Origin of the sequence: Vibrio sp. B181a (assembly GCF_030248375.1) — a bacterium.
GTDB lineage: Bacteria > Pseudomonadota > Gammaproteobacteria > Enterobacterales > Vibrionaceae > Vibrio > Vibrio campbellii.
Map to the genome: position 1 here is coordinate 262,060 of NZ_JAHGAD010000007.1, position 25,159 is coordinate 287,218.

At 43.8% G+C, this 25,159-nt stretch carries 23 protein-coding genes, 1 tRNA gene and 1 riboswitch; of the genes, 5 read left to right on the top strand and 19 right to left on the bottom strand.

Features of this window, described 5'->3' with window-relative positions; genetic code table 11:
- Nucleotides 1-38: 38 nt before the first annotated feature.
- The 10 genes from oppF to moaA all read right to left on the bottom strand — a co-directional run bounded on the left by oppF (nucleotide 39) and on the right by moaA (nucleotide 8,989).
- Entirely contained in the window at nucleotides 39-1,031 is a 993-nt protein-coding gene (oppF, locus tag KIO97_RS03125; protein WP_285380945.1) for a murein tripeptide/oligopeptide ABC transporter ATP binding protein OppF, read from the bottom strand.
- Nucleotides 1,028-1,999, bottom strand: a complete 972-nt coding sequence (locus tag KIO97_RS03130; RefSeq protein WP_010449362.1) for an ABC transporter ATP-binding protein — start codon at nucleotides 1,997-1,999, stop codon at nucleotides 1,028-1,030. The genes oppF and KIO97_RS03130 overlap by 4 nt, the downstream gene beginning before the upstream one ends.
- A gap of 30 nt (nucleotides 2,000-2,029) precedes the next feature.
- Nucleotides 2,030-2,932, bottom strand: a complete 903-nt coding sequence (oppC, locus tag KIO97_RS03135) for an oligopeptide ABC transporter permease OppC (protein WP_005531413.1) — start codon at nucleotides 2,930-2,932, stop codon at nucleotides 2,030-2,032.
- A gap of 15 nt (nucleotides 2,933-2,947) precedes the next feature.
- Nucleotides 2,948-3,868, bottom strand: a complete 921-nt coding sequence (oppB, locus tag KIO97_RS03140; protein WP_005433208.1) for an oligopeptide ABC transporter permease OppB — start codon at nucleotides 3,866-3,868, stop codon at nucleotides 2,948-2,950.
- A 108-nt stretch (nucleotides 3,869-3,976) separates the two neighbouring features.
- Complete coding sequence (locus KIO97_RS03145) at nucleotides 3,977-5,608, bottom strand: ABC transporter substrate-binding protein (protein ID WP_282248864.1); 1,632 nt, start codon at nucleotides 5,606-5,608, stop codon at nucleotides 3,977-3,979.
- A gap of 561 nt (nucleotides 5,609-6,169) precedes the next feature.
- Nucleotides 6,170-6,625, bottom strand: coding sequence for a molybdopterin synthase catalytic subunit MoaE (moaE, locus tag KIO97_RS03150; protein ID WP_005433207.1), 456 nt, complete (start codon nucleotides 6,623-6,625; stop codon nucleotides 6,170-6,172).
- A 1-nt stretch (nucleotide 6,626) separates the two neighbouring features.
- Entirely contained in the window at nucleotides 6,627-6,884 is a 258-nt protein-coding gene (gene moaD, locus KIO97_RS03155) for a molybdopterin synthase sulfur carrier subunit (protein ID WP_005433220.1), read from the bottom strand.
- The gene (gene moaC, locus KIO97_RS03160) at nucleotides 6,884-7,360 is read right to left on the bottom strand and encodes a cyclic pyranopterin monophosphate synthase MoaC (protein WP_005433216.1); all 477 of its coding nucleotides are present in this window, start codon (nucleotides 7,358-7,360) and stop codon (nucleotides 6,884-6,886) included. The genes moaD and moaC overlap by 1 nt, the downstream gene beginning before the upstream one ends.
- A gap of 26 nt (nucleotides 7,361-7,386) precedes the next feature.
- The gene (gene moaB, locus KIO97_RS03165) at nucleotides 7,387-7,899 is read right to left on the bottom strand and encodes a molybdenum cofactor biosynthesis protein B (protein WP_005433210.1); all 513 of its coding nucleotides are present in this window, start codon (nucleotides 7,897-7,899) and stop codon (nucleotides 7,387-7,389) included.
- Between the two features lie 100 nt (nucleotides 7,900-7,999).
- Nucleotides 8,000-8,989, bottom strand: a complete 990-nt coding sequence (gene moaA, locus KIO97_RS03170; RefSeq protein ID WP_005531402.1) for a GTP 3',8-cyclase MoaA — start codon at nucleotides 8,987-8,989, stop codon at nucleotides 8,000-8,002.
- Nucleotides 8,978-9,111, bottom strand: a riboswitch (molybdenum cofactor riboswitch). (Overlaps the previous gene by 12 nt.)
- Before the next feature lie 175 nt (nucleotides 9,112-9,286).
- Here moaA and KIO97_RS03175 point away from each other — a divergent pair.
- Entirely contained in the window at nucleotides 9,287-10,180 is an 894-nt protein-coding gene (locus tag KIO97_RS03175) for a YvcK family protein (protein WP_005531401.1), read from the top strand.
- Between the two features lie 116 nt (nucleotides 10,181-10,296).
- Here the strand turns inward: KIO97_RS03175 and luxU are convergent, their stop codons facing one another.
- The 3 genes from luxU to uvrB form a co-directional block, all read right to left on the bottom strand.
- Complete coding sequence (gene luxU, locus KIO97_RS03180) at nucleotides 10,297-10,641, bottom strand: quorum-sensing phosphorelay protein LuxU (RefSeq protein ID WP_005433209.1); 345 nt, start codon at nucleotides 10,639-10,641, stop codon at nucleotides 10,297-10,299.
- Nucleotides 10,638-12,041, bottom strand: coding sequence for a quorum-sensing sigma-54 dependent transcriptional regulator LuxO (gene luxO / locus KIO97_RS03185; protein ID WP_005433212.1), 1,404 nt, complete (start codon nucleotides 12,039-12,041; stop codon nucleotides 10,638-10,640). The genes luxU and luxO overlap by 4 nt, the downstream gene beginning before the upstream one ends.
- A gap of 342 nt (nucleotides 12,042-12,383) precedes the next feature.
- Entirely contained in the window at nucleotides 12,384-14,414 is a 2,031-nt protein-coding gene (uvrB, locus tag KIO97_RS03190; protein WP_045379097.1) for an excinuclease ABC subunit UvrB, read from the bottom strand.
- A 559-nt stretch (nucleotides 14,415-14,973) separates the two neighbouring features.
- Between uvrB and KIO97_RS03195 the strand changes: the two genes are divergently transcribed.
- Nucleotides 14,974-15,049, top strand: a tRNA-Asn gene (locus KIO97_RS03195).
- 175 nt (nucleotides 15,050-15,224) lie between these two features.
- On the opposite strand, the gene KIO97_RS03200 is transcribed toward KIO97_RS03195, so the two are convergent.
- From KIO97_RS03200 to KIO97_RS03225, 6 genes are all read right to left on the bottom strand, one after another.
- On the bottom strand, nucleotides 15,225-15,665 hold the full coding sequence (locus tag KIO97_RS03200; protein WP_038889848.1) for a hypothetical protein: 441 nt from the start codon (nucleotides 15,663-15,665) through the stop codon (nucleotides 15,225-15,227).
- Between the two features lie 19 nt (nucleotides 15,666-15,684).
- Nucleotides 15,685-17,016, bottom strand: coding sequence for a hypothetical protein (locus KIO97_RS03205; protein ID WP_045372857.1), 1,332 nt, complete (start codon nucleotides 17,014-17,016; stop codon nucleotides 15,685-15,687).
- A gap of 629 nt (nucleotides 17,017-17,645) precedes the next feature.
- Entirely contained in the window at nucleotides 17,646-19,133 is a 1,488-nt protein-coding gene (gene sph, locus KIO97_RS03210) for a sphingomyelin phosphodiesterase (protein WP_285380952.1), read from the bottom strand.
- A gap of 103 nt (nucleotides 19,134-19,236) precedes the next feature.
- On the bottom strand, nucleotides 19,237-19,755 hold the full coding sequence (locus KIO97_RS03215) for a hypothetical protein (protein ID WP_285380954.1): 519 nt from the start codon (nucleotides 19,753-19,755) through the stop codon (nucleotides 19,237-19,239).
- Nucleotides 19,745-20,557: a winged helix-turn-helix domain-containing protein gene (locus tag KIO97_RS03220; protein ID WP_285380956.1), complete on the bottom strand. Its 813-nt coding sequence runs from the start codon at nucleotides 20,555-20,557 to the stop codon at nucleotides 19,745-19,747. Before KIO97_RS03220 ends, KIO97_RS03215 begins: the two co-directional genes overlap by 11 nt.
- A 441-nt stretch (nucleotides 20,558-20,998) precedes the next feature.
- Nucleotides 20,999-21,274: a hypothetical protein gene (locus KIO97_RS03225; protein WP_285380958.1), complete on the bottom strand. Its 276-nt coding sequence runs from the start codon at nucleotides 21,272-21,274 to the stop codon at nucleotides 20,999-21,001.
- Between the two features lie 92 nt (nucleotides 21,275-21,366).
- Here KIO97_RS03225 and pflB point away from each other — a divergent pair, with 92 nt between their 5' ends.
- From pflB to rsxB, 3 genes are all read left to right on the top strand, one after another.
- Nucleotides 21,367-23,664, top strand: coding sequence for a formate C-acetyltransferase (pflB, locus tag KIO97_RS03230; RefSeq protein ID WP_285380959.1), 2,298 nt, complete (start codon nucleotides 21,367-21,369; stop codon nucleotides 23,662-23,664).
- 311 nt (nucleotides 23,665-23,975) lie between these two features.
- Nucleotides 23,976-24,554 (top strand): electron transport complex subunit RsxA, encoded by a 579-nt coding sequence (rsxA, locus tag KIO97_RS03235; protein ID WP_005425202.1) that lies wholly within the window; start codon nucleotides 23,976-23,978, stop codon nucleotides 24,552-24,554.
- 3 nt (nucleotides 24,555-24,557) lie between these two features.
- Nucleotides 24,558-25,151, top strand: coding sequence for an electron transport complex subunit RsxB (gene rsxB / locus KIO97_RS03240; protein ID WP_005439677.1), 594 nt, complete (start codon nucleotides 24,558-24,560; stop codon nucleotides 25,149-25,151).
- Nucleotides 25,152-25,159 lie beyond the last annotated feature (8 nt).

The window sequence follows — 25,159 nt, forward strand, 5'->3', positions numbered from 1 at the left end:
AAGGAGCCGCGCTTAAGCCCGTCACAGGCCGAATTTAATTACACTGCTACGTGTAGACAAGATACTGCGTGAACGTCTGAACCTTCGATGTGTGGCTTAGTCTTCGCACACTCTTTTGTTGCTTGTGGACAACGAGTACGGAACACACAACCAGAAGGAGGACTAATTGGTGATGGTAGATCACCTTCTAGCATCTGAATCTTCTTGCTGCGTTCAATTTTCGGATCCGGAATTGGAACCGCTGACATCAACGCACGTGTGTATGGGTGCTTTGGATCGGCAAACAATGCTTCTGCTTCACCCAGTTCAACAGCGTTACCTAGGTACATAACCAATACACGGTCAGAGATGTGTTTCACCACTGACAAATCGTGGGCGATAAATACCAATGAAAGACCTAGCTCTTTTTGTAGCTCTTTCAGTAGGTTAACCACCTGAGCCTGAATCGATACATCCAGTGCTGATACCGGTTCGTCACAGATGATCATCTTCGGCTTAAGGATAAGTGCACGTGCGATACCAATACGTTGACACTGACCACCTGAGAACTCGTGTGGGTAACGGTTGATAACGTTTGGCAGTAGACCAACCTTCGCCATCATCTCTTTAACGCGGTCTTTCACTTCTTGCTTAGTTAATTCTGGGTAAAACGTCTCTAGCGGCTCAGCGATGATGTCACCCACTGTCATACGTGGGTTCAAAGAAGCCAAAGGATCTTGGAAAATCATTTGGATTTCTTTACGCGTTTCACGGCGTTGGACGTCTTTCATCTTCGTTAGGTCTTGGCCTAACCAAACAACTTCGCCATCTGTTGCTTCGACCAAACCAATGATCGCGCGAGCAAACGTCGATTTACCACAACCAGACTCACCTACTACCCCAAGAGTCTCACCTTCGTATAGACGGACGTTTACGCCGTCTACCGCTTTTAGGCTTGAAGGTTTTGCCCAAGGCCATGCAGATTTTGATGCAATGCTGAAGTGAACTTTCAGATCAGATACATCCAGAATTAGTTTTTTGTCTGTACTCATTTGCTCCAAGCCTCCCATTCAGAAAAACATGCACGCTGACGGCCATCACCAAACGGCGTCAGAATTGGTGCTTCACGCTTACAACGATCCATCACACGGTGGCAGCGATCTTGGTAAGGACAACCAGGTGGTAGACGAAGCAAGTTAGGTGGGTTGCCTGGAATCGTCGGCAGGATCTCGCCTTCTGTATCCAAACGAGGAATTGCCTTCAATAGACCTTCCGCGTAAGGATGGCTTGGGTTGTAGAAGATTTCGTTCACCGTGCCGTACTCCATGGTACGACCTGCGTACATCACTAGCACTTTGTCACATGAACCCGCTACGACACCAAGGTCGTGCGTGATCATGATGATTGCAGTGTTGAACTCAGATTTCAGTTCGTTCAGCAAATCCATGATCTGCGCTTGAACCGTAACGTCCAATGCCGTAGTTGGCTCATCCGCAATAAGCAGTTTTGGACGACACAGCAGCGCCATTGCGATCATTACACGCTGACGCATACCGCCTGAGAACTCGTGTGGGTACATGGTGATACGCTTACGAGCTTCTGGGATTTTTACTGCTTCAAGCATGCGAACCGACTCTTCGAACGCTTCTGCTTTACCCATACCTTTGTGCAGCATCAGTACTTCCATCAGCTGATCGCTCACTTTCATGTATGGGTTAAGAGACGTCATCGGGTCTTGGAAGATCATAGCGATCTGTTCCGCACGAACCTTGTTCAGCTCTTTTTCTGGAAGGTTAAGAATCTCATTACCTTCGAATTTCGCACTACCAGAGATAATACCGTTCTTAGCCAGTAGACCCATGATTGCGAATACAGTTTGTGACTTACCTGAACCAGACTCACCTACGATACCTAGGGTCTCACCTTGATTCAGAGAGAAGTTCAAATCGTTTACTGCGGTTACGATACCATCTTGCGTGGTAAATTCGACGCGCAGATCTTTGACATCTAATAAACTCATCATTGCTTCCTTTATTCTTTCTATTTTTAATTATCTGTCTTTTGGATCCAGCGCATCGCGCAGACCGTCACCAACGTAGTTGAAGCAGAATAGAGTCACAACCATGAATGCTGCTGGGAACGCCAGCTGCCAGATTGCCACTTCCATTGTTTGCGAACCTTCTTGTAGAAGTGCGCCCCAACTTGTCATTGGTTCCTGTACACCAAGACCAAGGAATGAAAGGAATGATTCGGTCAGAATCATGCTTGGGATAAGTAGTGTTGAGTAAACCGCTACGATACCCAGTACGTTTGGAACGATGTGGCGAGTGATGATCTTCCACTTGCTCACACCACAAACGTGTGCCGCTTCAATAAATTCTTTACTACGTAGACTTAGCGTTTGACCACGTACGATACGAGCCATATCTAGCCACGCAATAGCACCGATAGCGACGAAGATAAGAACGATGTTACGGCCGAAGAATGTTACCAGTACGATAACTAGGAACATGAACGGAACCGCGTATAGGATTTCAAGAATACGCATCATTATACGGTCAACTTTACCGCCGATGAAGCCAGAAGCCGCACCGTAAAGCGTACCAATCACAACCGCAACCAATGCACCTAGAACACCAACCATTAGAGAGATACGACCGCCAATCAGCGTACGTACATAAAGGTCACGACCTAAGCTGTCAGTACCGAACCAGTGCTCAGCACTTGGGCCGACGTGCATTGCGTACCAGTCTGTATCATCAAATGTGTAAGGTGCCAACATTGGCAGGAAGATTACCGCAAGGGTCATCAATGTAAGAATGAACAAGCTCACCATCGCCGCTTTGTTACGCATAAAGCGGATACGGGCGTCTTGCCACAAACTACGGCCTTCAACTTCCAGGTTCTCTGCAAATTTCTCGACCGCTTCAAGATTCTCTTTTTTCGTTAACATAACCATACTTCCCTGTTAGTAGCGAATTTTCGGGTCAATCATTGCTAGCAGAATATCAACGATAGCGTTGAACAAGATGAATAGGAAACCAATCAAAATGGTTACACCCATTACTAGCGAGTAGTCACGGTTGAAGGCTGCGTTTACAAACAACTTACCAATACCTGGCAGACCAAAGATGGTCTCAACAACTACCGAGCCAGTGATAATGCCGACAAACGCAGGTCCCATGTAAGACACTACAGGAAGCAGAGCTGGTTTTAATGCGTGTTTCAGGATGATGTAACGGTAGCTTAGACCTTTCGCACGGGCAGTACGGATAAAGTTACTGTTCAATGTCTCGATCATTGAACCACGAGTGATACGAGCAAACGTGGCGACATAAAGCAGTGACATGGCGATCACTGGTAGTACCAAATATTGCCATGAACCATCGTGCCAACCACCAGCAGGGAATAAATTCCAGTGGAGCGAGAACAAGTAAATCAAAGCTGGCGCCAACACGAAAGATGGCATTACTACCCCAAGCATCGCCGTAGACATAATGGTGTAGTCAAGCCAGGAGTTTTGTTTGAGCGCGGCTATGGTCCCGATCGTCACCCCCAGAATGACCGTGAAGATAAAGGCAATGAAACCCACCTTCGCCGATACTGGCAGTGCTACCGAGATTAGCTCGTTTACTGTGTAATCTAAGTATTTGAATGAAGGACCAAAGTCGCCTTGGACAACGTTAGTCAAGTACGTGGTGTACTGTTCAAACACAGGCTTATCTAGACCGTATTTGGCTTCAATGTTCGCCATAACTTCTGGCGGTAATGGACGCTCGCTCGAGAATGGGTTACCCGGTGCGAAACGCATAAGAAAGAAAGATACGGTGATCAAAACCAACATTGTTGGGATCGCCTCAAATATCCTTTTTGCGATGAATTTAAGCATAAACTCACTCTTTCAGTCTGTGACAGTTAAAAAAATTGATGATAGGCACCGCACGTCCCTTTCTTGGGACGTGTGGGCCTTATTCTTATAGTCTTGAAGCGACTTTAATTAGTCTGCTTTGATGTAAAGATCTTTGGTGTAGATCTTTTCTTCCGCGTTGTTAGCAGGGAAACCACCAACGTGCGGATTTAATAAGCGAGGTTTGACATACTGATAAATAGGCGCGATAGGCATATCTTTTGCCATTAGTTTTTCAGCCTCTAAATAGAGCTTGGTACGCTCTTCTTCTGAAGTCGATTTGATCGCTTTGTCGATCAAAGCATCGTACTCTTTGTTACCCCAGTGCTGGCCACCAGTTGTGTTCGAGCTAACCATAAGGGTTAGGAATGAAGATGCTTCGTTGTAGTCACCACACCAACCTGCGCGTGCTACTTCGAAATCACCTTGGTCTTTCGTAGATAGGTAAGTTTTCCACTCTTGGTTTTCTAGCGTTACGTCTAGACCCAAAGTTTTCTTCCACATAGAACCAAGCGCTACTGCTAGCTTCTTGTGGTTCTCATCTGTGTTGTATAGAAGAGAGAATTTAAGAGGGTTGTCTTTGCCGTAACCCGCTTCCGCCAATAGGCGTGCTGCTTCTTCGTTACGCTCTTTTTGCGTCATCTTACCGTAAGTTGGAAGCTCAGGGTTGAAGTGCGCTGTGATTTCCGGCGTTAGGAAGTACGCAGGCTTCTGACCTTGGCCAAGAATCGCGTTTGCTACAATGTTACGGTCGATAGCGTAAGAAATTGCTTTACGAACGCGAACATCGTTAAAAGGCTCTTTCTTGGTGTTGAATGAGTAGTAATAAGTGCAAAGATTACCAACAACCGAGAGGGACTCAGGGTGCTCTTTTTTTAGACGCTTGTAATGCTCTACTGGCAGTTGATAGCTAATATCAATTTCGCCAGATAAGAATCGATTCATCTCTGAAACTGCGTTCTCTATCGGTAAAAAAGTCACCTTACCAATAACTGTTTTGGCGTCATCCCAGTATTCGCTGTTGCGAACAAGCTCGAGACGTTCATTTACGACCCATTTGCTCAGTTTATATGCACCATTACCTACAAAGTTTTCCGGTTTCGTCCATTGATCACCAAACTTCTCAACTGTCGCTTTGTGTACTGGTTTCATTGTTGTGTGACCAACCATCATTACAAAGTAAGGAACCGCTGTGTCTAGTTCAACCACAAGTGTGTGGTCGTCAGTCGCTTTAACACCTAGCTCGCTTTTGTCTTTTTTACCCGCAACGATGTCTTTCGCGTTTTTCATCTTGGTGTATTCCATGTACCAAGAGTATGGCGAAGCGGTTGCAGGATCGACTGCACGCTGCCAGCTGTATACGAAATCTTGTGCTGTTACAGGATCGCCGTTAGACCATTTAGCGTCTTTGCGCAGGTGAAAAGTGAAAGTTTTGTTGTCTGAGGTTTCCCAGCTCTCAGCTACACCAGGGATAGTGTCGCCGTCTGCATTTTGATTCACTAAGCCTTCAAGAAGATCACGAATCACATGTGATTCAGGAACACCTTGAGATTTATGCGGGTCAATTGTTGCAACTTCAGTACCGTTACCACGAACGATTTCTTGTTTTTCAGCTAGTTTAGTGCCTGCCGGAACGTCAGCAGCGAAAGCGGTAGTAGAAGAGGCAGCCACTGCCAGACCAGCACCTAGAAGAAGGGCTTTGGTGATTTTATTCTTGTACATGCGTAAAACTCCAAGTTTTTCATTAGCATCCATGACTTCTCTGCAAGGGACTGGAACGGTCAGTATTTTAGAAGTTTTTAGTGCACTTTTTGAGCACAAAATTCTAAAACCTTACAAAGACTGCGGCACACATTAGCAACCATTGAAGTAATTTGCCATAAAGAGGTAGCAAAAAAACTAATAATTCTGTAAATAGTGCACATATTTAGCAATAAATACCGCAATAAAAGTATTGAATAGAGAAATACTGATTCACCCGCTTATTTGACAGGTGAAACTTTCGATAAATCTAATTTCAAACTTATTGATAGCATCTTATGCTAGATATATGTAAAAAAGTTAACATTTATGACACATTGAGTCTAATAAATAATTGCATATATTCCGTTAGATATTTTTTATTGTGAACAAGGTCACCGAGAGGAGAAAGAAAGGAAAGGTGGTGATTTTGAAGGCAAATCACAGAAGGAAATATAGGCTGTTTCAGCCCTAAAAAAAGAAAAAGCCAGACGTTATTAACATCTGGCTTTGAAAGGGTTGTTAGCAGAATAAAAAACTGCCCTACTTTTCCCAGCGCTGTGCAGCTTGATGATCGGTATCGCGCGACTCAATCCAGCGGTTTTCACTAGTCGTGCGCTCTTTTTTCCAAAATGGCGCTTTGGTCTTTAGAAAGTCCATGATGAACTCACAAGCATCAAATGCCGCACCACGGTGTGCACTAGAGACACCAACAAACACAATTTGGTCACCCGTGTCGAGATCACCAACACGGTGAATAACGCGAACGCCTAACAGAGGCCAACGTGATTCCGCCTCATCACAGATGTCGATCAGGCTTTTCTCCGTCATACCCGGATAATGCTCTAGGTGAAGACCAATCACGTTGTCGCCAAGGTTCATATCACGAACTTTACCGATGAAGGTCACTACCGCACCAGAAGATGTGCCTTCTGATAGACGTTGGTATTCTTGATCAACCGAAAAGTCTTCAGCTTGTACAGAAACGCGAGGATCCATATTAGCCCCCTGTTACCGGTGGGAAGAAGGCAACCTCATCACCCGCTTTCACTGCTGTATCTAAAGGCACGATAGACTGGTTTACCGCAGCCAGTAACTTACCTGGCTCTAGCGCTAGATCCCATTTACCTTCTTTATCTGCACCAGTTTCGACCAAATGTGCGCGAATCGCCTCAACATTGCTGAACTGCTCTTCGAGTTCTAGGCCATCGATACCAACAAGCTCACGCGTTTGAGCAAAGAAAAGTACTTTAATCATTATTCCGCCTTGAAGTGACCCGATTTACCGCCCGTCTTCTCAAGAAGACGAACTTGACCAATAACCATGTCTTTTTGCACTGCTTTACACATATCGTAAATCGTCAGAGCCGCCACAGAAGCAGCCGTTAGCGCTTCCATCTCGACGCCGGTTTTGCCTGCAAGCTTACACACAGACTCGATACGTACTTTGTTTTCTGCTTCGATGGCTTCCAGTTGAACTTCAACTTTAGACAATAGAAGAGGATGACAAAGCGGGATCAGATCCCAAGTTTTCTTCGCGGCTTGGATGCCAGCGATACGAGCTGTGGCGAACACATCACCTTTGTGGTGCTGGCCAGACACGATCAATTGCAACGTTTCTGGAGCCATGTGTACGAATGCTTCAGCACGCGCTTCACGTACCGTTTCCGCTTTTGCGGACACGTCGACCATGTTAGCTTCGCCAGACGCGTTGATATGGGTAAATTGGGTCATTGTTTTTCCTTCGCTTTTAGGAAAGGTTATACAGATAGGTGAGGCATAAAGTTACAAGGACGGTGACTTGCATCTAGCTGTTGCTTGATGATCTTCGTCCAACCTGTACGACACGCACCAGTAGAACCTGGCATTGCGAAAATAACCGTGTGGTTAGCAAAGCCTGCAATTGCGCGAGATTGGATCGTTGAAGTACCGATCTCTTCGTAAGAAACCAAACGGAACAACTCACCAAAGCCTTCTACTTCTTTATCAAACAGAGGCTTAAGTGCTTCTGGCGTGCTGTCACGTGAAGTGAAACCTGTACCGCCAGTGATCATGATTGCTTGTACGTTTTCGTCAGCAATCCACTGAGAAACGATCGCGCGGATCTTGTACATGTCATCGATAACGATTTGTTTATCAACAACGTTGTGACCCGCTTCTTTCGCGTGTTCAACTAGGTAACCACCAGAAGTGTCGTTTTCTTCAGTACGAGTGTCAGATACCGTTAGAACGGCAATGTTTGCAGGTTGAAATTTGCTTTCAGCGTGACCCATTTGTTCACCTATTCTCTAAGTTTGCTTTGATACGTAAGGTATCGATTCTGGAAAAATCATCAGAAGCCACGTCAGCTCCCGATGTAAAATCTGATTGGAATTAGCCGCCGATAGACGCAAGATGTGGCGTCATACCTGTATTGCCATCGTGCAAGAAGTGACTAACGGATTTCGTTTGCAGTTGAGCTTGAATACGTTCAATCAATTCGTTTTCTTGCTCGTCACGTTCTAACAGGTCTCGCAATTCCACGCCATGATCACCAAACAGGCATAAATGCAGTTTACCCATAGCCGATACACGAAGTCGGTTACAGCTCTCACAGAAGTCTTTTTCGTACGGCATGATCAAGCCAATTTCACCCTTGTAATCTGGATGAACGAAAACTTGAGCAGGGCCATCGTTGTGAGAACGAACTTTAAGTAACCAACCATTGGCAATTAATTGATTGCGAATAGCGACACCAGAGACATGGTGCTTAGCAAACAGATCATCCATTTCTCCCGTCTGCATTAATTCAATGAAACGCAGTTGGATAGGACGATCTTTTATCCAATTAAGAAAAGCAGGCAGCTCGTTATGGTTGAGGTCTTTCATCAGCACCACGTTGACTTTGACTTGCTCATAACCCACTTCGAACGCACGTTCGATACCATTCATCACCTCGGTGAACTTATTTTCACCAGTGATTTGATGGAACATACGTGGGTCCAGGCTATCCACACTCACGTTGATGTGCGTAAGGCCAGCTTCACGCCAATCTGCAACTTGCTTCGCCATGCGGTAACCATTCGTCGTTGTGGCGACTTTTTTGATACCCGGCGTGGTTGCGACTGAGTGAATAATGTCAGTAAAGTCTTTGCGTAAACTCGGCTCACCACCGGTGATACGTACCTTTGAGGTACCACAATCTGCAAACGCTTTTACGACACGTTTGATCTCAGGGAGAGATAAGAAAGACGAGTTTTTATTGCCCGATGGCTTGTAGCCGTCAGGAAGGCAATAGGTACATTTGAAATTACATACGTCGGTCACAGACAGACGCAAGTAATAGAACTTACGATGAAATTTGTCTTCGAATTGTTGCGCCACGGAACACCTTTCCAAACACGGGAGGCATAATCATTTCCAATTATGCCCTTGTGACAGTATGTCACTGGCTCAAGACGCCTATCCTTGGACTTAGCATAGTGAGCTCGGAGTTATGGCAACCAGAGGAGATAACCCCCTGATAGCTTTGCCGTGTAAAATACTTAATATTTGTAATGGAATCCAGACTTGAGTGATAAAAAACTCTCTGGAAACACAATTTACCGCTTAGTGAGTACCTCTTTGGCACTCATTAAGTTAAATTGTAGTCGTTTTTTACAAGATTATTAGAAGAACGTAATGAATATCTACACCGATAAGAAAGTGGTCGCAGTTGGCGGTGGTCACGGTTTGGGCCGTATGTTAGCGGCATTAAAAGATTTTGGCGGCAATGCAACTGGCATTGTTGCGACAACAGATAATGGCGGTTCTACGGGCCGTATTCGTCATTGTCAGGGGGGTATTGCTTGGGGTGATACTCGTAACTGTATCAACCAGTTGATCACCGAACCATCAATCAGCTCGATGATGTTTGAGTACCGATTTAAAGGTACTGGCGAGTTAGATGGACACAACCTAGGTAACTTGATGCTGACGGCATTGGACAACCTGTCGGTACGACCACTAGATGCGATCAACCTTATTCGCAATATGCTGAAGGTCGACGTAAACATTCTGCCTATGTCTGAGCACCCTTCCGACCTAACGGCTCTATCAGTAGATGGGCAATGGGTCACAGGTGAAACCAATGTGGATGAAATGGAAACCGATCTGCGTCGTCTTGATCTGTCACCGGAAGTCCCTGCAACCAAAGAAGCCGTTACAACGCTTTCAGAAGCAGATGTCATCATTCTTGGTCCGGGAAGCTTCTTAACGAGCATCATGCCGCCGCTATTGCTGCCTGAAATTGGTAAAGCGATTGCTGCTAACCAAAAGGCGAAAGTCATCTTTGTGGCAAACTTGAGCCCAGAATATGGCCCTGCTGGCCGTATGACGATGAAGCAAAAGCTTGAATGGTGTGAGCGTGCGTGCCAAGGCCGTAAGATCGATGTGGTACTGGCTGAAGAGACTGAGCAAGAAGTGCTGGATAACTGGAACGTAGTCACGGAGTCATTGGCTTCAACGAACCGTGATTGGCGCCACGACCGAGACAAACTAAAGCTCGCGATTGAAAATCAACTACTGTCTGACTAGACGAAAAGCATTGAGAAAGCGGCTTCGATTCGGAGCAAACTCCCTAAACAAAAAAGCCCTTCCACACCGGAAGGGCTTTGTGTTTTTGCGTTGCGCTTAATGTCGTTCTGGAAACGTTAGTTTGTCCAAGAACGGTAGGCGTCACGAGTGATATGAAGTAAATCGAGCATTTCACTCATCTCCATCCCCTGCTCTTGCAATTGATTCGCTTTTGCTTTTTTGTCGATGGCAATTGCTAGTTCGCACAATCGATCTGCGCCAAAGCTTGCAGCACTGCTTTTCAGTGCGTGGCTGATCTCTTTTAAATACAACAGCTGCTCTGAGCCCTGAAGTTCAGTTAAAGTGCCAATGTAGGAGTCCATTTCCCCAAGAAAAATATCAAGCAAAACAGGAACATTATCGCTGCCAATTTCCGCAGACAGTTCTTCAATTTTTTGCTGATTTAATACGTCCGTATTCATACGTTTTGTTTTTCGTCCTTGCTATTCCAAGCTTGCAACTTGCGATAAATCGTTGATGGGCTAACATCCAGATAGCCAGCAGCGCGTGGAATGTTGCCTTCACACGCTTGAATTGCCTGCTCGATGGCCATTTTCTCTGTCATCCAAAGCGGCATAATATCTGACACCGTCATAATGTCAGGTTCAATAAATTTTGCTACCGATTGGCGCACAACAGGCTGATTCAGTGGTGGCGGTAACATATCCAGCGTGATCTCTTTGCCATTGTTCAGTACCACGATATTACGCAATACGTTTTGCAACTGGCGAACGTTACCCGGCCATTCGTAGCTGTTGAATCTTTCAATCACGTCTTGTGCGAAACGGACGAAACTCTTGCCTTCCTCATGAGACATATAACCAAGCAGCGAGTATGCAATTTCAATAACGTCTTCACCACGCTCACGCAGCGGCGGAAGGTGCAAAGGAATCACGTACAAACGGTAATACAAGTCTTCACGGAAACGGCCTTCTTGCACTTCTTTCCAAGGGTCTCGGTTAGTTGCACACACAAAGCGTACATCCACGCTCTTCATTTTAGAAGAACCGACTTTTTGGAATGTACCCGTTTGGATAAAGCGCAATAGCTTAGTTTGAAGATCCAAGTCCATTTCACAGAGTTCATCAAGGAACAACGTGCCGCCATCAGCAAGCTCTGCCGCACCTTGTCGGTCATTCGCAGCACCAGTAAACGCACCTTTCACGTGACCAAACAGCTCACTTTCAATAAGGTCTTTCGGGATTGCCGCACAGTTGATGGCGATAAACGGCTTATCACCACGTTTGCTTGCTGCGTGAATCGCTTCGGCACACACTTCTTTACCCGTACCACTTTCACCCGTGATGAAAATACTCGCTTTACTGCTCGCTGCCGAGTCAATGGTACGGTAAACCTGCTGCATCGTTTGGCTACTGCCGATGAAGCCTTGGTAATTTTGGTTACCAGGGTTGTCAGCTTCATTCTTTAATTTGGTTGCTTTGCGGATCGCATTATTCACCGTGACACGTAAACGGTCTGCTTCACATGGTTTGATTAGGAAGTCTTGAGAACCGTGACGCATCGCCTCTACCGCAGTATCGATAGAGCCATGGGCTGTCATGAAGATGATTGGCACGTCTGGATGGCTTTTCTTCACCGCGTGCAATACGTCCATCCCCGTCATATCAGGTAGACGAAGATCGAGCAGAATAAGATCAGGAATGCGATGGTTCAGGCTTTCAATGGCATCTCTGCCTGTTCCAACAATATTGATATCGATGCCAAGTGGCGTGAGGTAAGAACGGTAAAGTGCCGCAACGGATGCGGTGTCTTCTACCATTAGTAGATAACGAGACTTTTGACCTTCTGTTATTTGTTGCATAGCCTAGCCGATTTTTCGTTGTGTTTTAAATAATAATCGCATTACGCTTTGCATTTTGCAAATAATCATTTGTTAGACTGTGGGTATTCTAAACAAAGTAAACCGAATATCAACAGGTTAAATTATGGCATAAACCATGCTGTATACTTTTTGACCCCTCGGGTCACCTAGCCAACTGACGTTGTTAGTGAACGACATGTTCACAGAACGAGCCAATAGATCCGACTGCCTATTGGCTTCTTTTTTGTCTGCAGATTTGGGAACGGGACATGCCCGAGATATGGTCGTAAACACAGTCACTCGGGCATTAGGTGTGGCAATGAAATTACGCTTAGAGAAGAATTAACTGTTCGCGATAAATTGAGCGCGCAGCTTTTCAATCTCGTCACGTTTCTGGGCCGCCAATTCAAATTCAAGATCTTGAGCGTGTTGGTACATCGCCGCTTCCAAACGACTGATCTCTTTCTCCAGCTGTTGTGGAGACATGATCTCGTAAGTCTGAGAAGGCTCTGCCACTTTCGATAGCGGCACTTGCTTAGTATTACGCTGACGCTTCGATTTGGTGATATCCCCCAACTCCATGATGTCTTTAATATTTCGCTTCAAGGCTTGAGGCTCAATACCCATCTCTGCGTTATACGCTTTTTGCTTCTCTCGACGACGATCTGTTTCGTCCATCGCTTTCTTCATCGACTTAGTGATCGAATCTGCGTAAAGAATCGCTTTACCTTTGATGTTACGAGCCGCACGACCAATGGTCTGAATCAATGAACGCTCTGAACGCAAGAAGCCTTCTTTATCTGCATCCAAGATTGCCACCAGCGACACTTCTGGCATATCGAGGCCTTCTCGCAATAAGTTGATCCCAACCAACACATCAAATTCACCCAAACGAAGGTCGCGAATGATTTCTACACGCTCAACCGTGTCAATATCTGAGTGAAGGTAACGAACTTTCACATCGTGCTCGTGCAGGTATTCGGTTAAGTCTTCTGCCATACGCTTGGTTAGCGTCGTCACAAGAACACGCTCGTCTTGCGCTGCGCGAATTCGAATCTCAGACAACAGATCATCAACCTGAGTAGCAACTGGGCGAACTTCTAATTCCGGATCAAGCAGACCCGTTGGACGCACAACCTGGTCCGCAATCTCATCGGCTGACTTCTCAAGTTCGTAGTTACCCGGCGTTGCAGAGACAAATATTGTCTGTGGAGAAATCGCCTCGAACTCTTCGAATTTCATCGGGCGGTTATCCAATGCAGAAGGCAAACGGAAACCAAACTCCACCAGCGTCTCTTTACGTGAGCGGTCACCTTTATACATCGCGCCAATTTGCGGTACGGTAACGTGTGATTCGTCGATGATCAGCAAGCCATCGTGAGGTAAGTAGTCAAATAGCGTTGGTGGCGGCTCCCCCTCCGCTCGTCCACTTAAGTAACGAGAGTAGTTTTCGATACCGGAACAGAAACCCAGCTCGTTCATCATCTCAATGTCAAATTGAGTGCGCTGGCTGATACGTTGCTCTTCTAGGAGTTTGTTGTTGTCTAACAGCTGCTTCTTACGCACTTCAAGCTCGTCTTTAATGCTTTCAATGGCATCAAGAATACGCTCACGTGGCGTGACATAGTGCGTCTTTGGGTAAATCGTATAACGCGGCAGGTCTCGCTGTTTGACCACACCAGTCAATGGGTCAAATACGCTGATACAGTCGACTTCATCGTCAAACATCTCTACGCGCACGGCGTCTTGGTCTGATTCCGCCGGGAAGATGTCAATCACTTCACCACGCACGCGGAACTGGCCACGCTCAAACGCAACATCGTTACGTGAATATTGAAGTTCTGCAAGACGACGCAGCATGTCGCGCTGGTCAATCACATCACCGCGGCGCAAGTGAAGCATCATTTGTAGGTACGACTCTGGGTCACCCAAACCATAAATGGCCGAAACCGACGCAACAATGATTGCATCTTTGCGTTCCAATAATGCTTTTGTTGCCGATAAACGCATCTGCTCTATGTGAGCATTCACCGACGCGTCTTTTTCGATAAAGGTATCCGTCGTTGGCACATAAGCTTCGGGTTGATAGTAATCGTAGTAAGAAACGAAGTACTCAACGGCATTATTTGGGAAGAAGGCTTTCATCTCGCCGTACAGTTGCGCGGCAAGTGTTTTGTTTGGCGCGAGAAGAATCGCCGGACGCTGCGCTTCTGCAATTACGTTTGCCAGTGTGAATGTTTTACCCGAGCCCGTTACACCCAACAGAGTCTGATGGGCAAGGCCTGAGTCTAAACCCTCTAATAACTGTTTGATGGCGGTTGGCTGATCACCGGATGGTTGATATTCAGAGACCAGTTCATAAACTTTACTCATACCCTTCCTCAAATTTCCTGCACTTTGGCTGTATATATATACACCTTATTAGATGAAATCTACGTCTATTTTAGATTTATAGCTCATTACGATTAATTTTTGCGCTTTCTCTATTTTGGTCTAGCCTTAGTTTGGTGACTCTGTTATAGTCTCCCGCCCTACTTGATGAAGCATCCCAGATCATCTAAATTCAGTTTCCACAACTTTTCCCCAAAAATAGCCAATATTATCCTTTATCCCCAAAAGGCTGAATCTTATCCACTTTGCGCAATTCTGAGTTAATTTAAATAAATTACTGTTTTATCTGATTATTCATTGCATATTTCTGCTTAAAAACTCAAACCAAAGCAACTCTGTTGCATATAAAAGATCTTTACTCAGATCTCATCAACATAGTTATCCACAATTTTAGTGGATAAGTAACTCTAGCCCTTTACTGGCAAGGACTACAAAAAAGTAAAGAATAAAATGCATGATTTTTTGCTAAAAATGTGTTTTTTGGGTGTTGACAGAATTAGGGCTGCTCGGTAAGATTCGACCCGCTTTCAAGCAAAGCAATTCCTCCTTAGCTCAGTTGGTAGAGCGACGGACTGTTAATCCGCAGGTCGCTGGTTCGAGCCCAGCAGGAGGAGCCAAATTTAGAAAAGCCGCATCACTCGATGCGGCTTTTTGCGTTTTAATTTTTTGATTTGTTCATCGCTAGATGTTGATCAAAAAAGCCACGGATAAATCCGTGGCTTAGTTAAGCTTTAAAGCTATCAGTTACTCGTCAAAATGCGTTAACTCCAAATAGAGTCAATTCATTTACGATTAAAGTCGACGAGCGATCGTATCCATTAGCACTGCAGCAACTTTATCATCACCAGCTTCATCACCTTTACTGTAGGTATTGATCTGACGCTTTGATGAGTCGTGGATATTAGTAATCGCTACCACTTCCCTCTCGATACCAAATCCAACTAGCTTAATCATCAACTCTTTGTTTTTAAAAGAATCGCCAACGATCACGATAGAGTTAAAATCTTTAAGCAGCTCTTTGGTCAAATCTTCAACTTGAATATCATTACTATTAATGAAAAAGATATCCGCAGACTTCGAAGAGCTTCGCTCTCTAGCAGACTTAAGTTGAATTTGCTTCATCTCATTGAAAACACCATTATCTTGGGTTCCAATCGTAGATAGGCTTGCAGCATGAGAAGCCAAAGACAATAACAGTGTACTTGTAAAAATAGTACTTTTAACAAAATTCATTCTCTTTACCCTCTAATAATTAAAGAATTGTTTCTTTCATAACGCGGAAGGTTTGACCCTTGTCATCAACAGTACAATCGGTATCTATCGTAATACCGTAGTTAGATTCTCTTTGGTACAACGTCGACTCGTTCTCATTAATTGTCCAGTTGTCGCCATAAGTATTGAGGTAAGCACGCGAAACGGTGACGGCGTTACCAAAGACAAGTTTTTGATCTTGGCAAGTATTCCAATCAGAAGTGTAGTTTTCCTGCCACGTCTCATAACTCTTGAGGTCGTAAACTCGGTAAAGGTCTTCACCCCAAATTTCAGCAGCATTCTTTACATGCCAAAATTCATTTTTGGGATTATCTGCACGCCAGCCAGCTTCTCCCACCGCACGTGTATTAATCGTTTGAACAACTGAGTGGCCAATGTCATTACCTTCATCAACCGATGTGTAATTCAGCATACTGTGCGTCTGACTAGATTCTTTTGTTTGACTAAAGCCAAAACCTACAGCGAGGCCAGCAGAAGGGCCGTCTGATTTGCTTGCTTCAAAAGAACCCGTAATATCAAAGCTAAAAGATGTACTCTCAGCGAGAGAAATCTCTTTATTCACATTACTCGAGCTTGGAAAGCTTTGCTGATTCACAAACAGATTTCCATAACGGTTCTGAGGAAGACAGTAGTCGTTACCTCTATCGTTTTCACACTCTTCAGCCAAATACTTCCAAGTTAGCCTTGATTGCTCTTCAACATCATTTGGCGCTTCATTAACTGCTTTTTTACGAGCGAATCTATAAGCATTTTCGCCAGACATGAAGTTAAATTGAGAGTTTCCATGGAACATCTGCCCCATGTAGCCTTCTCCGTACCAAAAGTGCGGAGCAACTTCTTCATCTACCCATTCAAAGTAGTAGCCACCGTCAGCAAGGGTTTGGCGAGTCACATTCATGCTGCCATCAACCGCCATGATATAGTTCGTCTTGTTTGACTGAGAAAACATCAACAGATCAATAGTTCGAGCGACATCAATCTGTTCGCGAATTTTATAGTCTTCCTTGCCATAGTGATACGCGCCATTCTGAGAAGTGATGATAAATTGCTCTTCAATTTGACCATCTTCTATTCTTGCATGCTGACAAAGATTCGCAATTTTACCCGGTAATCCCTGCTGCTCTAAATGATTGTTAATGTACGCTACTTTGGCATTGAATATGTCACATGCTGTCGCCGGATCGTCGTAAGCAACATATTCATCAGCTCCCTTAAAGTAAGCATCATCAATTCCTGGGATAGGAGATGCATGAGCGTAACCCGATAACATAGAGACTGTTATCAAGCTCAGGCTGAAACTTTTTATTTTCATCACTTGTTCCTTTTAATCGTGTTTGCACCAATGTCGATACCTCACTAATTTAACGAGTAAAAAGAATCTATTCACAAATAATTGGCAATAAAAGCATCAATTCTATTTTTGATTTTTCCTGAGTAGCTATGAACGTATTAATAAGTATTTAACAAGCATCAACAAACTGAGAATTTGATATAAAAACCTAAAAAGATTTAGATTTCTCCTCCTTAAATCTTCGGTAGCTATGGGAAGTCAATCGTCCTCGCGTCGTTCTAAATGAAAGCCCGGAGTGACCGATATTCGTTCTTTTTCGCCATATAAGTAGTTCTTCAAGTGATTCAACTTTCTTTATTTGATTTTTTATTTTGTCAAAATATCCGTCAAAGTTCATAATTCCACACCTTACAGAGCAACAAACCGCTCTAACTTTTTATCACTCATTCTCAGCTAAAGGTTTCCTATACCTTTAGCGAAACATCACAGTAATCGATTAACTAAACAACTTAATGTTTTAATAAATTATTTATATAAACAAAAAGCCACAAACTGTGGCTTTTACTTTGAAAATGTTTAACCATCAGGCTTCAAACGAATGATTGATCGTCCTGAAGAATAATTTATTTAAAATAACAATTAGACGATATTTACTTGTAAGTTAGCGTCGATTTCCAATCAGAAAACTTAAAGTCGTTCATTTCAACAATAAATAGTCCATTATCTCCAACCGGCAGTTCCTTGGTTGCTTTAATGTACGAGTCGCTAGGCTCAAGATATTCATTCGCTGAAGCCCATAGCAGATGTGCATGATCATAAATATAGACGACATCACCATTCTGGATACAGTCATCTGACTCCACTTGGCGGCTGATTTTCATAAAGTCAGAAGAGTCGCGATCTTCGGTATAATACTTACTACCACTATAAGTCCAGTAGTAGTCTTTATAACCATCTCTTCGTGAAATTTGTACGTAGTCATGGTCGTGAATACACGTACCGTTGTAAGGATACCAATTATCTAATTTAAACTCTGCATTCGGCACGCTGCCATCGCTACCGTAAGTAAGATAACCATTCGAGACATTTGCATCGGCGTAAACATATTGCCCCGTCAATTGATGCTTTAGTCGAATGGCATTATAGGGTTTATTTTGGGGACGAGCGCTTTGGGTTGGCGTGCTTTCATCCGCGTACTCGAACGCGGCAACGGGGAAGTGGTCGGAATACTCGTAAAAGTAATACGGCTCCTGTGTACCAGGTAGCGTCACTCTCTTTGAAACGACATCCAAGACTTGGTTGTGCCAATTTTTGGGTTGCTTATGGCTTCGTTCGACAAAGACATAGTCAAGCAGTTGGCCTTTTAAATCTGCATAGTTCGCGTGTGCTAAGCCATTAGTTGCTGGGTCCCAGGAGTATGGCGCACCAGCATAATTAGTCGGCTCTGAAACATTTAAAGTCTCAATCATTGTAGGAAACTCTTGTGAGTCCTTCGCTACATTTAAATCACCGGCAATAAAAAACATTTCGTCAAATGAACGATTTGCACCTGAAATATAGTTCTCTATTTGTGCGAACTGGTCTTGTCGAACAACAGAAGGAGGAATGCTGCAGGTGTTGTCATCCGCTTGCACATGCGTGCCAACAATATTGTATCGCTCTCCGTTTTTGTTAATGACCGCATGAATAAAACCTTTTTGAGATGCCCAATCAGCGCCACATCCCTCTCTAAAGATAACTTGCGACTTGTACTCAATAGGATACTTACTGAGTACAATCACACCGCCATCATCGAGAGAAGTCGAGCGCCAGCCTTCGGTGTGGTCCCAACCGCTTTTAGTACGGCCAAGGACAGGAGTCCTATACCCAAACTTCTGAGCTAGTGCATCAATCAGTATTGTGCTTGCTTGATTATCAAACACCTCGTTAAATACGAGCACATCAATATCGTCAAAAACCGGTGAGTTCGATAATAACTCCGCTCGCTTATTTGGGTTTGTTCCACCAACGAAAATGCCAAGGCGGTGGTCAAGCATATAAACGTTATAGCTCATTATTTTTGGTGGAGCACTAATCTCATCAGCCTCTACAGCCAGACTTATCAGCAAATAAATTATGGGTAAAATATATCTAATCATGATACGTTGCCTCTTAATAAATTACAGAGACATAGTTCCATAATGACCCAACTATCAATAGTAAAATATATCTGAAATTAATCTCAAAATACTATTAAAAGAATCAGTAGCTATTATAAAATTTGACTTCTTCTTGCTTTCCCATCTTTATCGCAATCATCTTTTTCACAGGGCTATTAGAGATTATGAGCTTATAGTTGTGTGGTAGTTTCTCCACGACCTGAACAGATTTAAAGAAAGATAGCTTTCGTCTTGCGTCAAGGTATTTATTATAAAGTAACACTTCGTTATCTCGAGTGCTTAATTCAATATTACTTATATACTCTTCACTTATGCTTACATTGAACAATCCCGCCTCTTTATTATGAAACTCACCTTTCGTAAAAATATCGAGAGGCTTGTCCAATCCAGCTTCTTTAATGACGGTTACCGCTTCAAATTTGTTGTCGCTAATGACAACTTCCATATGTTCTTTTGCAAGAGATTCGCCATCCATGGACATATAGAGAGTGGTGGCACTGACCAGAACATTATTTTGTGTTTGAAGACTAAGCACAATGGAAGTCAGCATTAAGCTAAGAGCGAAGAAAAGAAAATAAACACTTTTATTTTTAATATACATAATCGTTTAATTCTACCTGAATCATATCGACCAGACTCTCACTTGATTGGGGAGAGTCAAACATAACAACAAGGTTGATAGGAGGTGAAAGTGGCTTGAGTATCACAATGGATAATGTTTCATCTGAATGAGCGAGGACGAGTCGATCTAACTTACCTTGCGCAACCTTCTCTCTAACCAAAGGCGCTACGCCTTTAGCAACGGCCTTGGCTTCTTCTTCATCATCACAATAAACGGTGATGTGTTGAGTGGAGAATATTTTTGTTAACGGTAACCAACCCCCTAACCTTGAGTTCTTTTCGGTAAACACAAACGGAAAAATCACCGCAATAGACACAAACAAGCAGCCAGCGGCGATGTACATGTGATTACGACTCAGTTTAAGTCGAAGTCTGTCAACAACGGTGGGCACCAACACGCTATCTTCTGAATCAGACTTTTCAACCAAAGAAGTATCCTGATTCATCAATCCATCTTGTTCTTCCCCTTGCCATGAAACCGCATCACTTTCTAGTTTATATCCAACCTTAGCGACGGTCTTAAGATGCTTTTGAGCTTTACCGTCATCTTCAATTAGGGTGCGTATCGCACTAATAGATTGTGTCAGAGAGCCCTCCGAGACATGCTTCCCTGGCCAAGCGCCTTTTAATAGCTCTTCTTTCGTGTTTATTTTTCCAGCATTCTCACAAAGCATCAAAATGACCAGATGGTCGTGGTAACCAATACGTTTCTCTTCATTTGTGATTAAATTAGTAACGAGTGGATGGTCAGAATGTATTAACCAGTTTTTAATTTTGTACATGAATCAACCTTTAAACCACAATTTTTATACCTATATATTCTTCATGGGTAATAAAGTCTTAAATAAAATAATACTCCAGTGCCACGAACACATTTAAACCAAATGAGTTTGGAAATAATAATATTGTTATTTTTATTTAGCAAATAAGCGACATTGCTCACACAATAAGTATACATAACAAGCACATAGCTATAAAATAAAAAAAACTAAACGGCTAACTTATTTGAATTGACAGATAATTCACAAAAAAAAGAGAAGAAACCAACCCAATAACGGAATAGGTAATTAGTAAATATGAAAGTAAATTAAGCAAAACGTATAATTTAAAATAAAACTGAAAATTTATTCACAAATGCAAATACACACAAAAATATTAATATCAGTTCATATAAATGTGGTTTTCCCAACCCTATAATAGACTATTTTTCCATCAACAAAGGTTCAGGTTGCATATTTTCTGTACTCAAATACCCCACACCTAGCCCAATAATTTTTACAACTCTCAAAAGTCCAAAACCTTGGCACTTCTCTTAATCCGTCGCTACTACCGGTAATTACGAACTCAAGCCCACCATTACCAACGTTAAAATTGTCAATATCTGTACAAGGCACGTTCAACCAAAACCATTTGATGTTGTTGCAATGCGCATAACCAGTTGAATTTAAAATTAATGCACAATAGTCATCTAAAAAATGAAAAGCATTCATTTTACTCATAACCTGTAAATCCATACGATTGACAGGGTTAAGAATGGTTCCGTCCTACTCGTCGCCTCCATTCTATTTATCAATAACTTAGGGATTTACTAATGACTATTCCGACGACTGATATGCTCGACGCATGGGCTGGATTCACTGCTGGTGAATGGCAAAACTCTGTCAACACTCGTGACTTCATCCAAAAAAACTACACACCATATGAGGGAGACGAGTCCTTCTTAGCCGAGGTTAGCGCATCTACTTCAGCATTATGGAACCAAGTGCTTGAAGGCATTAAACAAGAAAGCCGCACACACGCGCCTGTTGATTTCGATACCGATCTGCCATCAACGATTACTTCTCACGATGCGGGTTACATCAACAAAGATCTGGAAAAGATCGTTGGCTTACAAACCGATCAGCCTCTAAAACGTGCAATCATCGCTAATGGTGGTATTCGCATGGTGAAAAACTCGTGCGAAGTTTATGGCCGCGAATTGGATCCAACGGTTGAAAAGATCTTCACTGAGTACCGTAAAACTCACAACAAAGCGTGTTTCGACCTTTACACCAAAGAAATCTTAGCGTGTCGTAAATCCGGTATTATCACAGGTCTTCCTGATGCCTATGGCCGTGGTCGTATCATTGGTGACTACCGTCGTATCGCTCTTTACGGTATCGACTTCTTAAAAGCAGACAAAAAAGAGCAATACAATTCGACACAAACGTTCCTAGAGCGCGGTGGCGATCTTGAGAAAACGCTTCGTCTACGTGAAGAAATTGCAGACCAAGTTCAAGCGCTTGAAGACATCCGTCAAATGGGTTTGAAATACGGCATTGATATGTCGCTACCTGCAAAAACAGCGCAAGAAGCGATTCAATTTACCTACTTTGGTTACTTGGCGGCAGTTAAATCTCAAAATGGCGCAGCAATGTCATTGGGTCGTACATCGACTTTCCTAGATGTTTACCTAGAACGTGATATCGCAAATGGCTTGATTGATGAATCACAAGCGCAAGAGATGATCGACCACTTCATCATGAAACTGCGCATGGTTCGCTTCCTTCGTACACCAGAATACGATTCATTGTTCTCTGGCGACCCAATCTGGGCAACAGAAGCAATGGCTGGTATGGGGGTTGATGGCCGTACACTAGTATCTAAGACGACATTCCGATACTTACATACGCTACATACGATGGGTCCTGCTCCTGAACCAAACATGACGATTCTTTGGTCAGAGCAATTACCTGAAGCGTTCAAGCAATACGCGGCAAAAGTGTCAATTGATACCTCTTCTGTTCAATACGAAAACGACGATCTAATGCGTCCTGATTTCGACAATGACGACTACGCGATTGCATGTTGTGTGAGCCCACAGATTGTTGGTCAGCATATGCAGTTCTTTGGTGCACGTGCCAACCTTGCAAAAGCGCTGCTTTACACTATCAATGGTGGTATCGACGAAAAATCGAAAGCGCAAGTGGGTCCGGTAGTGGACAAAGTTCAAGATGAAGTTCTCGACTTTGACGCTTTGATGCCACGCTTCGACAACATGTTGGAATGGCTAGCAACGCAATACGTCACAGCGTTGAACATCATCCATTACTCACATGACCGTTACAGCTACGAAGCATCACTGATGGCATTGATGGATCGCGACGTGCACCGCACCATGGCGTGTGGTATTGCGGGTCTGTCTGTTGTCGCTGACTCTTTGGCGGCAATTAAATACGCGACCGTGAAGCCTGTTCGTGATGAAGATGGCATCGCCGTTGATTTTGAAATCGAAGGTGATTATCCAAAATTTGGTAACAACGATGCTCGTGTCGATGACATCGCTTGTGATCTAGTTGAGCGCTTCATGAAGAAAATTCAGAAGATGCACACCTACCGCGAAGCAGTGCCAACTCAATCGATCCTAACGATCACATCTAACGTGGTTTACGGCAAAAAAACGGGTAATACACCAGATGGCCGTCGCGCAGGTATGCCTTTTGGTCCAGGTGCAAACCCAATGCACGGTCGTGACGAAAAAGGTGCGGTTGCGTCTTTGGCATCGGTATCTAAACTGCCGTTTGCTTACGCGAAAGATGGTATTTCTTACACCTTCTCAATTGTGCCTAACGCGTTAGGTAAAGATGAATTAAGTCAGAAGAAAAACCTAGCCGCGCTAATGGATGGTTACTTCCATCACGAAGCAAGCAACGAGGGCATTGCGATTGAAGGTGGTCAACACCTTAACGTCAACGTTCTTAACCGAGAGATGTTATTGGATGCGGTTGAACATCCAGAGAAATACCCTCAGTTGACGATTCGAGTGTCTGGTTACGCGGTACGTTTTAACTCGCTAACTCGAGAGCAACAACAAGACGTGATCAGCCGAACGTTTACAGAAAAACTGTAATCGCTAGATTGTAAAGTAATCGAAGCTCATCCCTCTAACTCATTAGGGTATGAGCTTTTGTCGTTTCTGGCGAACCATACGAAATGATACCAAAAACATCAACAACGCGTGCGTTAAATCAGTGGCGGTAATTGCGTTTTTCTTTGTTAACAACCATTCACCAAACTTTTCAATTTCTTATTAATTCATCCGCTCACATCACATACACGTATAATTTTCCATCGAGTGCATAAAACCACACCGTTCTCTGGTTGTTATTGAGGTCACAAAACACGATAATATTGGGATCGGATTTTAAGAACGTAATAACTATGACCGAATATATTTTGTTGTTGGTCGGCACTGTGCTGGTGAACAACTTTGTACTGGTGAAGTTTTTAGGCTTGTGTCCTTTTATGGGCGTGTCTAAAAAACTGGAAACAGCAATTGGCATGGGCTTAGCTACAACTTTTGTACTAACGCTCGCGTCTGTGTGTGCATACTTGGTGGAAAGCTATGTTTTGCGTCCACTGGGCATCGAATATTTACGAACCATGAGCTTTATTTTGGTGATCGCTGTTGTTGTACAGTTCACCGAAATGGTCGTGCATAAAACCAGCCCGACGCTGTATCGTCTGTTGGGTATCTTCCTACCTCTGATCACAACGAACTGTGCGGTTCTGGGTGTTGCTCTGCTTAACATCAATGAAAACCACAACTTTATCGAATCGATCATTTACGGTTTTGGCGCAGCGGTTGGCTTCTCCTTGGTACTGATCCTATTTGCGTCAATGCGTGAACGTATTGCCGCCGCTGACGTACCTGTGCCATTTAAAGGCGCATCGATTGCGATGATCACCGCAGGCCTGATGTCTCTCGCCTTTATGGGCTTTACAGGTTTGGTGAAGTAAACGATGAGTACGATTTTAATTGCGATCATAGCTCTTGCTGCCCTCGCTGCTGTATTCGGGGCGATACTCGGTTTTGCATCGATTCGCTTCAAAGTCGAAGCGGATCCAATTGTCGATCAAATCGACTCTATTCTACCGCAAACTCAGTGTGGTCAGTGCGGCTACCCGGGTTGTCGTCCATACGCAGAAGCAATCGCGAATGGCGACAAAATCAATAAGTGTCCTCCAGGTGGTCAAGCGACCATTGAAAAACTGGCGGATCTAATGGGCGTTGAAGCCGAAGAGTCGGCACACGATCTCGACAGCAAAGTCAAAACCGTTGCTTTCATCCATGAAGACATGTGTATCGGTTGTACCAAGTGTATCCAAGCGTGTCCTGTGGATGCGATTGTTGGAGGTACTAAAGCCCTTCATACCGTAATCAAAGACGAGTGTACGGGTTGTGACTTGTGCGTTGCGCCTTGTCCAACTGACTGTATTGAAATGATTCCTGTGGAAACCACCACAGAGAGCTGGAAATGGAAGCTTAATGCCATTCCAGTGGTTAACATTACGGATGCTGCCAATGCAGCGAACGTGACTGATTCAATTAAATAAGGTTTCGT